This is a genomic window from Pseudomonas sp. NFPP02 (assembly GCF_900119355.1).
Classification (GTDB): domain Bacteria; phylum Pseudomonadota; class Gammaproteobacteria; order Pseudomonadales; family Pseudomonadaceae; genus Aquipseudomonas; species Aquipseudomonas paracarnis.
The window spans coordinates 1-10,778 of record NZ_FPJI01000013.1 but is presented as its reverse complement, the minus strand read 5'-3'; the positions used below and the strand labels follow the sequence as shown (position 1 = coordinate 10,778).

General features: G+C 55.2%; 10 protein-coding genes, 4 tRNA genes and 1 rRNA gene. All 15 read right to left on the bottom strand.

Annotation, left to right across the window (positions count from 1 at the left end):
• Positions 1–50: 50 nt before the first annotated feature.
• The 15 genes from rpoB to rrf all read right to left on the bottom strand — a co-directional run bounded on the left by rpoB (position 51) and on the right by rrf (position 10,757).
• A complete protein-coding gene (gene rpoB / locus BT204_RS21325) occupies positions 51–4,124 on the bottom strand; it encodes a DNA-directed RNA polymerase subunit beta (RefSeq protein ID WP_010206926.1) in 4,074 nt (1,357 codons plus the stop codon).
• A 219-nt stretch (positions 4,125–4,343) separates the two neighbouring features.
• Positions 4,344–4,709, bottom strand: a complete 366-nt coding sequence (rplL, locus tag BT204_RS21320) for a 50S ribosomal protein L7/L12 (RefSeq protein ID WP_020302454.1) — start codon at positions 4,707–4,709, stop codon at positions 4,344–4,346.
• A 78-nt stretch (positions 4,710–4,787) separates the two neighbouring features.
• A complete protein-coding gene (rplJ, locus tag BT204_RS21315) occupies positions 4,788–5,288 on the bottom strand; it encodes a 50S ribosomal protein L10 (RefSeq protein WP_003232405.1) in 501 nt (166 codons plus the stop codon).
• A 199-nt stretch (positions 5,289–5,487) separates the two neighbouring features.
• Entirely contained in the window at positions 5,488–6,183 is a 696-nt protein-coding gene (gene rplA, locus BT204_RS21310; RefSeq protein WP_072448200.1) for a 50S ribosomal protein L1, read from the bottom strand.
• Positions 6,183–6,614: a 50S ribosomal protein L11 gene (gene rplK, locus BT204_RS21305; RefSeq protein WP_003176435.1), complete on the bottom strand. Its 432-nt coding sequence runs from the start codon at positions 6,612–6,614 to the stop codon at positions 6,183–6,185. Before rplK ends, rplA begins: the two co-directional genes overlap by 1 nt.
• A gap of 116 nt (positions 6,615–6,730) precedes the next feature.
• Complete coding sequence (gene nusG, locus BT204_RS21300; RefSeq protein WP_003176436.1) at positions 6,731–7,264, bottom strand: transcription termination/antitermination protein NusG; 534 nt, start codon at positions 7,262–7,264, stop codon at positions 6,731–6,733.
• Between the two features lie 9 nt (positions 7,265–7,273).
• Positions 7,274–7,642, bottom strand: coding sequence for a preprotein translocase subunit SecE (gene secE / locus BT204_RS21295; RefSeq protein WP_003194658.1), 369 nt, complete (start codon positions 7,640–7,642; stop codon positions 7,274–7,276).
• A 45-nt stretch (positions 7,643–7,687) separates the two neighbouring features.
• Positions 7,688–7,763, bottom strand: a tRNA-Trp gene (locus tag BT204_RS21290).
• Between the two features lie 143 nt (positions 7,764–7,906).
• Positions 7,907–7,982 (bottom strand) — tRNA-Thr (locus tag BT204_RS21285).
• 26 nt (positions 7,983–8,008) lie between these two features.
• Positions 8,009–8,082 (bottom strand) — tRNA-Gly (locus BT204_RS21280).
• A 24-nt stretch (positions 8,083–8,106) separates the two neighbouring features.
• Positions 8,107–8,191: transfer RNA gene (locus tag BT204_RS21275), tRNA-Tyr, on the bottom strand.
• Between the two features lie 142 nt (positions 8,192–8,333).
• A complete protein-coding gene (locus tag BT204_RS21270) occupies positions 8,334–8,780 on the bottom strand; it encodes a hypothetical protein (RefSeq protein WP_057975595.1) in 447 nt (148 codons plus the stop codon).
• Positions 8,781–8,787: 7 nt separating this feature from the next.
• Entirely contained in the window at positions 8,788–9,537 is a 750-nt protein-coding gene (locus BT204_RS21265; protein ID WP_054896954.1) for a pantothenate kinase, read from the bottom strand.
• Positions 9,527–10,486: a bifunctional biotin--[acetyl-CoA-carboxylase] ligase/biotin operon repressor BirA gene (gene birA / locus BT204_RS21260; RefSeq protein ID WP_057975596.1), complete on the bottom strand. Its 960-nt coding sequence runs from the start codon at positions 10,484–10,486 to the stop codon at positions 9,527–9,529. The genes BT204_RS21265 and birA overlap by 11 nt, the downstream gene beginning before the upstream one ends.
• A gap of 155 nt (positions 10,487–10,641) precedes the next feature.
• Positions 10,642–10,757, bottom strand: a 5S ribosomal RNA gene (gene rrf / locus BT204_RS21255).
• Between the last annotated feature and the right edge of the window lie 21 nt (positions 10,758–10,778).

The following is a 10,778-nucleotide window of genomic DNA, read 5'->3' as shown; positions in this document are numbered from 1 at the left end:
GCGGAGCAGAGAGCGGGCTAAACAGCCCCGCTCTCGATTCGCGTCACGTGTTATTCGGTTTCCAGATCGATATCGATGCCGAGGGAACGAATTTCTTTGATCAACACGTTGAAGGACTCGGGCATGCCCGGCTCCATACGGTGATCGCCGTCCACGATGTTTTTGTACATCTTGGTACGACCGTTCACATCGTCCGACTTCACTGTGAGCATTTCTTGCAGAGTGTATGCAGCACCGTATGCTTCCAGTGCCCAGACCTCCATCTCCCCGAAACGCTGACCACCGAACTGAGCCTTACCACCCAGCGGCTGCTGGGTAACCAGGCTGTACGAACCGGTAGAACGAGCGTGCATCTTGTCGTCTACCAAGTGGTTCAGCTTCAGCATGTACATGTAGCCAACAGTAACCGGGCGCTCGAACTTGTTGCCGGTACGGCCGTCGAACAGCTGCATCTGGCCGCTTTCTGGCAGGTCTGCCAGTTTGAGCATGGCCTTGATTTCGCTTTCCTTGGCACCGTCGAACACCGGGGTAGCCATTGGAACGCCGCCGCGCAGGTTCTTCGCCAGATCCAGGATTTCCTGGTCGGAGAAGGTGTCCAGCTCTTCGTTGCGACCGCCGATCTCGTTGTAGATCTCGTGCAGGAACTTACGCAGGTCTGCGACTTTGCGCTGCTCTTCGATCATGCGGTTGATCTTCTCGCCCAGACCTTTGGCCGCGAGGCCCAGGTGGGTTTCAAGGATCTGACCAACGTTCATACGCGAAGGTACGCCCAACGGGTTGAGGACGACGTCAACCGGGGTGCCATTGGCATCGTGCGGCATGTCTTCAACCGGCATGATCACAGAGACCACACCCTTGTTACCGTGACGACCGGCCATCTTGTCACCCGGTTGGATGCGGCGACGGATTGCCAGGTAAACCTTGACGATTTTCAGCACGCCTGGAGCCAGGTCATCGCCCTGCTGCAGTTTGCGCTTCTTGTCTTCGAACTTATCGTCCAGCAGACGGCGGCGATCAACGATATAGGCCTGGGCCTTCTCGAGCTGCTCGTTCAGAGCATCTTCAGCCATGCGCAGTTTGAACCACTGCCCGTGCTCAAGACCGTCGAGGATTTCGTCGGTGATGTCCTGACCTTTCTTCAGGCCTGCGCCGCCTTCAGCCTTGTGGCCTACCAGAGCGGAACGCAGACGTTCGAAGGTCGCGCCTTCAACGATACGGAACTCTTCGTTCAGGTCCTTGCGGATCTCGTCGAGCTGAGTCTTCTCGATGGACAGTGCACGAGCATCACGCTCAACGCCGTCACGGGTGAAGACCTGTACGTCGATGACCGTACCCTTGGTACCGGTAGGTACACGCAGGGAGGTGTCTTTAACGTCGCTGGCTTTTTCACCGAAGATGGCACGCAGCAGCTTCTCTTCCGGCGTCAGTTGGGTCTCGCCTTTCGGAGTGACCTTACCGACCAGGATGTCGCCAGCGCCAACTTCAGCACCTACATAAACGATACCGGCTTCGTCCAGCTTGTTCAGTGCAGCTTCACCCACGTTCGGGATGTCTGCAGTGATTTCCTCAGGCCCAAGCTTGGTATCACGCGCCACACAGGTCAGTTCCTGGATGTGGATCGTGGTGAAGCGGTCTTCTTGAACCACACGCTCGGACAGGCAGATGGAGTCTTCGAAGTTGAAGCCGTTCCATGCCATGAACGCGATGCGCATGTTCTGACCCAGAGCCAGTTCACCCATGTCGGTGGACGGGCCGTCGGCCATGATGTCGCTACGCTGAACGCGATCACCCTTGCTCACCAGCGGACGCTGGTTGATGCAGGTGTTCTGGTTCGAGCGGGTGTATTTGGTCAGGTTGTAGATGTCGACACCGGCTTCGCCAGTTTCTACTTCGTCATCGGCAACACGAACCACGATACGGCTGGCATCAACGGAGTCGATCACGCCGCCACGACGAGCCACGACGCAAACGCCGGAGTCACGTGCTACGTTGCGCTCCATGCCGGTACCTACCAGCGGCTTGTCAGCACGCAGGGTCGGTACAGCTTGACGCTGCATGTTGGAACCCATCAACGCACGGTTGGCGTCATCGTGTTCCAGGAACGGGATCAGCGACGCTGCAACCGAAACTACCTGCTTCGGAGAAACGTCCATCAAGGTGACGTCTTCCGGCGCCTTGACGGTGAACTCGTTCAAGTGACGAACAGCTACCAGCTCGTCGACCAGGACTTTCTTGTCGTTCATCGTGGCCGAAGCCTGAGCGATCACGTGATCAGCTTCTTCGATGGCGGACAGGAATACGATCTCGTCGGTGACCAGGGCGTCTTTCACCACACGGTATGGGCTTTCGAGGAAGCCGTACTGGTTGGTGCGCGCATAGGCAGCCAGGGAGTTGATCAGACCGATGTTCGGACCTTCCGGCGTTTCGATCGGGCATACACGACCGTAATGCGTCGGGTGTACGTCACGGACTTCAAAGCCAGCACGCTCACGGGTCAGACCGCCCGGGCCCAGTGCAGAAACACGGCGCTTGTGGGTGATCTCGGAGAGCGGGTTGTTCTGGTCCATGAACTGCGAAAGCTGGCTGGAACCGAAGAACTCTTTCACCGCCGCAGCCACTGGCTTGGCGTTGATCAGGTCTTGCGGCATCAGGCCTTCGCTTTCAGCCATCGACAGACGCTCTTTGACCGCACGCTCAACACGCACCAGGCCAACGCGGAACTGGTTCTCGGCCATTTCGCCTACGCAGCGAACACGACGGTTACCCAGGTGGTCGATGTCATCGACGATGCCTTTGCCGTTACGGATGTCGACCAAAGTCTTCAATACCGCGACGATGTCTTCCTTGCACAGCACGCCCGAACCTTCGATCTCGGTACGACCGATACGACGGTTGAACTTCATCCGGCCGACCGCAGACAGGTCATAACGCTCAGGGCTGAAGAACAGGTTGTTGAACAGGGTTTCGGCAGCGTCTTTGGTTGGCGGCTCACCAGGACGCATCATGCGATAGATTTCGACCAGCGCTTCCAATTGGTTGCTGGTGGAGTCGATCTTCAGTGTGTCGGAGATGAACGGACCGCAGTCGATATCGTTGGTGTACAGGGTCTCGATGCGAACAACCTGGGCCTTGGCGATTTTGGCCAGGATCTCGGTGTTCAGCTCGGTGTTGCACTCAGCCAGGATTTCGCCTGTAGCCGGGTGAACGATGACCTTGGCGGTAGTGCGACCCAGAACGTAGTCCAGAGGCACTTCCAGCTCTTTGATACCGGCTTTTTCGATCTGGTTGATGTGGCGCGCAGTGATACGACGGCCAGCCTCAACGATGACCTTGCCTTTTTCATCCTGGATGTCCAGGACGGCAATTTCACCACGCAGACGCGAAGCGATCAGCTCCAGCTTGAGGGTTTCATCCTTCAGGCTGAATACGTTGGTGGTATAAAAAGCGTCCAGCACTTGCTCAGTGGTATAGCCGAGTGCGCGCAGCAGTACCGAGGCCGGCAGCTTGCGACGACGGTCGATACGTACGAACACGCAGTCTTTCGGGTCGAACTCGAAGTCCAACCACGAACCGCGGTACGGAATGATCCGCGCGGAGTACAGGAGTTTGCCGGAGCTGTGCGTCTTGCCGCGGTCGTGGTCGAAGAACACGCCCGGGGAACGGTGCAGCTGGGAAACGATTACACGCTCGGTACCGTTGATTACGAAGGTACCGTTCTCGGTCATCAATGGGATTTCGCCCATGTAGACTTCTTGCTCTTTGATGTCCTTGATCGCTTTGTTCGACGATTCTTTGTCGAAAATGATCAAACGGACTTTTACCCGCAAAGGTACGGCGTACGTAACGCCACGTAACACGCATTCTTTGACATCAAATGCCGGTTCGCCCAGGCGATAACCGACGTACTCCAGCGCAGCATTGCCGGAGTAGCTGATGATCGGGAAAACGGATTTGAAGGCCGCATGCAGGCCCACGTCGCGGAACTGATCTTTGGTCGCTCCCGCCTGCAAGAATTCACGATACGAATCCAGCTGGATAGCCAGAAGGTACGGGACATCCATGACGTCCGGCAACTTGCTAAAGTCCTTGCGGATACGTTTTTTCTCAGTATATGAGTAAGCCATCAGCGTTCCCCAGCTTGGTCACCTGCTTGTTTGGCCCCTCCGACGGGAGCAGCCAGAAAATCTTGCAAACCCCATGGTTTGCACCACCGCTTCGGGTGGCTACAGCGCGTTAATGGCGGCGACCGAGTCGACAGCCAAGAACGGAAAAAGGCCGGTGGCAAGAGCCACCAGCCATCAGCCTTCAGCTTAACGCTTGGGCTGGAGACGCAAGGTCGATGCTTACTTCAGCTCGACTTTAGCGCCTGCTTCTTCCAGAGTAGCTTTGGCTTTGTCAGCTGCGTCTTTAGTAACAGCTTCCAGAACCATGGCAGGAGCGCCGTCAACTACAGCCTTGGCTTCTTTCAAGCCCAGACCGGTCAGTTCACGTACTGCCTTGATCACGTTTACTTTCTTCTCGCCAGCTTCGGTCAGCATGACGTTGAATTCGGTTTGCTCTTCAACAACGGCAGCAGCAGCAGCTGGACCGGCGGAAGCAGCGGCAGCGGAAACGCCGAATTTTTCTTCGAAAGCTTTGATCAGCTCAACAACCTGCAGAACCGACATTTCAGCTACGGCGTTGAGGATATCGTCTTGGGAGATAGACATTGCTGTATTTCCTGAATTGGGGGACGGCCTACGCGGCCATCGAAATAAACAAAAATACGCGAGAGAGGTTGCTCAGCCTTAGGCTGCGGCAGCTTCTTTTTGCTCGCGAACTGCAGCCAGAGTACGAGCCAGCTTGCTGGTAGCGCCTTGAATCACGCTCATCAGCTGCGAAATGGCTTCGTCGCGGGTCGGCAGTGTTGCCAGTACGTCGATTTGGTTAGCTGCGAGGAACTTGCCCTCGAACGCAGCTGCCTTGATCTCGAACTTATCCTGACTCTTGGCGAATTCTTTGAACAAACGGGCAGCAGCGCCTGGATGATCTTTAGAGAACGCGATCAGAGTCGGGCCGGTGAACACGTCGTTGAGAACACTGTATTCAGTGTCAGCAACGGCGCGCTTGAGCAGGGTGTTACGTACAACACGTACGTATACGCCAGCTTCACGAGCCTCTTTACGGAGTCCGGTCATAGCGCCTACTGTCACACCACGGGCATCAGCCACGACAGCGGACAGAGCAGCTTTGGCAGCCTCGTTGACTTCAGCGACGATGGCCTTCTTGTCTTCGAGATTAATTGCCACGGGTTTAACTCCTGCTTGTTACCGTTTCATCTGGCCTAGGCCTGATGTCGTTTTGGTGTCTGATTCGGTAAGGAACCGGGAGCACCATCTGCGTAGGCTTGTTGGTTTAAGACTTGCGTCGCCTACGGTCTTGGATAGCCCCCGCCAGGCAGGGACCCCAATCTTTCAATTGGCGCAATTACTTGCGCCAATTTATGTCTTATACGTCCAGCGAGCCTTGGTCGATGACCAGGCCTGGGCCCATAGTGGTGCTCAGGGTAACGCGCTTGACGTAGATACCTTTCGAAGAAGCAGGCTTGATACGCTTCAGATCAGCGATCAGGGCTTCAACGTTTTCCTTCAGCTTGACGGCATCGAAGCCGACTTTGCCAATGGAGGTGTGAATGATGCCGTTTTTGTCGGTGCGATAACGAACCTGACCAGCCTTGGCGTTTTTAACCGCGGTAGCTACGTCTGGAGTTACGGTGCCGACTTTAGGGTTAGGCATCAGGCCACGTGGACCGAGGATCTGACCCAACTGACCTACAACGCGCATTGCATCCGGGGAAGCAATTACGACGTCATAGTTCAGGTCGCCGCCTTTCATTTCGGCAGCCAGGTCATCCATGCCAACGCGATCAGCACCAGCGGCCAGAGCAGCTTCAGCAGCTGGGCCTTGGGTGAAGACGGCAACACGTACAGTCTTGCCAGTACCGTGTGGCAGCACAGTAGCGCTACGAACGACCTGGTCGGATTTACGTGGGTCAACGCCCAGGTTCACAGCAACGTCAACAGACTCGCTGAACTTGACAGTCGACAGCTCGGTCAGCAGGGCAGCAGCGTCTACGAAGTTGTAGGACTTGCCCGCTTCGATTTTGCCGGCGATAGCCTTTTGGCGCTTGGTCAGCTTAGCCATTACACACCCTCCACGTTAAGGCCCATGCTACGAGCAGAACCGGCGATGGTACGCACGGCTGCATCCATATCAGCTGCAGTCAGATCCGCGTTTTTGGTTTTCGCGATTTCTTCCAGCTGAGCACGGGTTACAGTGCCAACCTTAACGGTGTTAGGACGAGCGGAACCGCTGGTCAGACCGGCAGCTTTCTTCAGCAAAACCGAAGCCGGGGTCGACTTGGTTTCGAAGGTGAAGCTACGGTCGCTGTATACAGTGATGATCACTGGAGTCGGCAGACCTGGCTCAAGACCCTGAGTACGGGCGTTGAAGGCCTTGCAGAATTCCATGATGTTCACGCCGTGCTGACCCAGAGCTGGACCGACGGGTGGGCTAGGGTTGGCCTGAGCGGCCTTCACTTGCAGCTTGATGTAAGCGGTAATCTTCTTGGCCATGAGGCACTCCAATTACGGGTTCAAACGCCTCGAAAGGCTCCCCGGTTACTTGCGCGTTTATCCCAGTGACGACAAAACCCCACAGCCTAGGCTGCGGGGTTGGGATGCTTGCCCAGCTAGACCTTTTCGACCTGGCTGAACTCCAACTCTACCGGGGTAGAGCGACCGAAAATGAGCACTGCCACTTGGATCCGGCTCTTTTCGTAGTTAACTTCTTCGACCGTACCGTTAAAATCAGCGAACGGACCGTCTGTAACGCGAACAACCTCACCCGGCTCGAACAATGTCTTCGGCTTGGGCTTGTCGCTACCGTCAGCAACACGACGCAGAATTGCTTCCGCCTCTTTGTCGGTGATCGGAGCAGGCTTGTCGGCAGTACCGCCAATGAAGCCCATGACGCGAGGGGTATCCTTGACCAAGTGCCAAGTACCTTCGTTCATGTCCATTTGTACCAGCACGTAGCCAGGGAAGAACTTGCGTTCGCTTTTGCGCTTCTGCCCATTCCGCATTTCAACCACTTCTTCAGTGGGAACCAGAATTTCGCCGAAGCCATCTTCCATGCCTGCCAGCTTTACGCGCTCCAGCAAAGAGCGCATAACATGCTTCTCGTAACCCGAGTAAGCATGCACAACGTACCAACGCTTAGCCACGGGACACCCTTAGCCAACAATCAAGGAAACAAGCCAGCCGAGCAGGGAATCAAGCCCCCACAACAGCAACGCCATAACCAGAACAACAGCCACGACAATCAATGTGGTCTGAGTGGTTTCTTGGCGAGTCGGCCAAACGACTTTACGGATTTCGGTGCGAGCTTCCTTAACCAGTACCGCGAAGGACTTGCCTTTGGCAGTCTGCAGGCCTACAAAGGCAGCTACAGCAGCGAGGGCAAGCAAAGCGAGTACACGGTACAGGATCGGCGAAGCAGAATAGTACTGATTGCCAACAACGCCTACGACCACCAAGGCGACTACAGCGAGCCACTTTACCAGATCGAAACGAGAGCTTTGAGCTTCAGCCTTAGGAGTCATCTATGAAGATCCTGTGAAAAGAAAGCCAGACACACCACGTGAATCTGGCAGGTCAGGAGGGAATCGAACCCCCAACCTACGGTTTTGGAGACCGTCGCTCTGCCAATTGAGCTACTGACCTAAAACAAAATCAGGCCGACCATTATGCAGGCCTGAAAAAGACTTTACAACAACCAACCCCACAAGACCTGAAACATCGAACAACATTCAAGCCGAGGCAGCTGTTAAAACAAAGGCAGATATTTTCATATCTGCCTTGTCATATGGAGCTCTTGAGCGGATTTGAACCGCTGACCTCACCCTTACCAAGGGTGTGCTCTACCAACTGAGCTACAAGAGCGAAACACCTTGCACAACCTGCAAACTTGGAGCGGGTAGCGGGAATCGAACCCGCATCATCAGCTTGGAAGGCTGAGGTTCTACCACTAAACTATACCCGCGGAGCTTGCAGCTCACGCTAAAAATGGTGGAGGGGGAAGGATTCGAACCTTCGAAGTCGTAGACGTCAGATTTACAGTCTGATCCCTTTGGCCGCTCGGGAACCCCTCCTAAGCGAGCCGGCATTTTACATCACGCCGACCTTCTGTCAAGCATTTTCTCATTTAAATTATGAGGTTAGCTGCATTGACGGTAGCTTTGCACTGTAGCCCTTAAAGGTCTTCACTGCGAAGCGGGCGCCATTCTATGCAAACTATTCGAGAGTTGCAATGCCTTCGCACAGCATTATTTTATGTTTTAACTCATTGAATTCATTAGCAAGGCTTTCAAAGGGCAGATCGTCAGCCAGGCGACGGCTCTCAGGAGCCACACGCAACCAATAACCCGAGGCGCTCTGCGCATTCAGCAACTGGACCGTGACCTTTATATCCAGGCTCGTGAGCCTCTGCTCAAGAGAGGAGGCTTGGCGTCGATCGGAGAACCCACCGATGTACAAGCAGGTATTCTGCGCCTCCGCCGACCTCGCTCGATCACGCCGAGCCACCGCATCTGCCGACTCACTCAAGAGGCGAATATCTTGCTGCGCTCCTCGATGGAAATTCAAGGGCGTGACATCCTTGGCCCGCAATGGCGCCTCTTGCTGATGCCAGACGTAATAAAAAACATTGAGAACCAGTAAAAGTAAAAACAGCCAGCGCATAATCACCTCAAGACAAAGGACACGCCATCGCCAAACCAACAAACACCAGGTCCGGGACCAGCCGAGCCTGAGGCGCAGCATCCCTGACCAGGTCGGCATCGCCTCCAGTGAGGAAGACCGTGAAATCCTCCCCCCAATAGCCTCGCGCCAACTCGAGCTGAGTCAGCACGAAACCTCTAAGCATGAGCGTACAACCACGCTCGACGGCCTCTACGGTCGTGCGACCTGGAGAGAGACGCTCCAGCGCCCGCTCAGCGGCCGCGTCGTCATAACGTATCTTGCGAGTATGGGTTCGCAGTTGATTACGCATAAGCGGCATACCCGGGCAAATAAACCCCCCCAGGTGCTCACCGTCCGGACCGATAAAATCTGCGGTCGCCGCCGTACCAAAATCGAGTACCAGACATGCACCTGACGCCAACTTGAACGCGCCTAGCATGGCCAGCCATCGATCCATTCCTAGGCGCTGGAAGTCTTCGTAGCCGTTGCGTACTCCGCTCATTTCTCGAGCAGAGGTGGCACAGGAAACAGCAACGCCAAATGCCCCTACCAACGCTGCTATCAACTTATCGGTCTCCTCAAGCGCGCGAACACTCACCAACCGACAACGCGTGAGCAATAGACCAGGCAAAGCCACCAAACTGTCGATCAGCGCAATATCCGAACCTGCGATGCCTTCGGCGCGGACACTTGCATCACTCGACTCAAGAACACGCCACTTGATAAAGCTATTTCCACAGTCGAGCTCAAGAATCATCACGCAACCTCAGGCTTAGCTCACCACCGCTGTATATTTTCTCAACGCCACCGACATCCAAACGCAACGCACCCTGACAATCCACACCGAGCACAACCCCATCAATCTGATTGACGCCCGCGATAAGCGACACACACTTCCCTTGCCACGCGTGATGCTGCTCCCATTCTGCTTGCAGCCCAGCAAAACCCGCAGCCTTGTGTCGGTCCAGGTAGGCTTGCAGTTGCAAGCCCAGTCGCGCCACCAGGTGATTGCGATCAACAGAAGAGCCCGTCTCGAGCTGCATCGAGGTCCACTGCTGATCAACCTCTACAGCTTTCTGCATATTCACATTGATACCTATCCCTAGCACAACGTGACAGATATCTGCGGGATCTCCCACCAACTCAAGCAAGATGCCTGAGATTTTCTTGTGCCCAACCAGGACGTCGTTTGGCCACTTCAAAGCTGCGCCCTCCACGCCCGACTCACGCAGAGCCTGCAGGACTGCCAGCCCCACCACCAGACTCAGCCCTTCCAGTTGCCGCAGGCCGCCCTCAACACGCAATACAAGGCTGTAGTAAATGTTTTGCGCAAATGGACTGACCCATTTGCGGCCTCGTCGCCCCCTACCAGCCGTCTGCTGCTCCGCTAACACAATAAAAGGAGCCGCACTGCCCGCATCGACAAGACGTAAAGCCTCAGCATTAGTGGAGTCAATGGAGTCGAAAATGTGAACAGGCCAAGCCAGGGAAGCCGCCCTCTGGGAAATTTCCTGCGCATTCAAAAACATCAATGGCGCAGCCAATCTATATCCTCGCCCCCGAATCTTATGAATGGGGAGATTCAGTTCTGCCTCAAGATGCTGAAGCTGCTTCCACACGGCACTGCGACTGACGCCTAGGGCGGCACCAAGCGCTTCTCCAGAATGAAAGCGACCATCTTTCAGAAGTTTCAACAACGTCAGCATGCACATATCGCCTCAGAATGAGGCACGCATGATAGCCATGCGCAGGGTCATTGCATAGAAAGGCTGGATATCAGTCATGATCGACGCCCCACCAGATTTTCGAGCGCCCAAAACAAAACCCCAACTGCTTTCGCAATTGGGGTTTTGGAATTTAATCTTGACGATGACCTACTCTCACATGGGGAAACCCCACACTACCATCGGCGATGCATCGTTTCACTGCTGAGTTCGGGATGGGATCAGGTGGTTCCAATGCTCTATGGTCGTCAAGAAATTCGGGTACTGAGTCGTG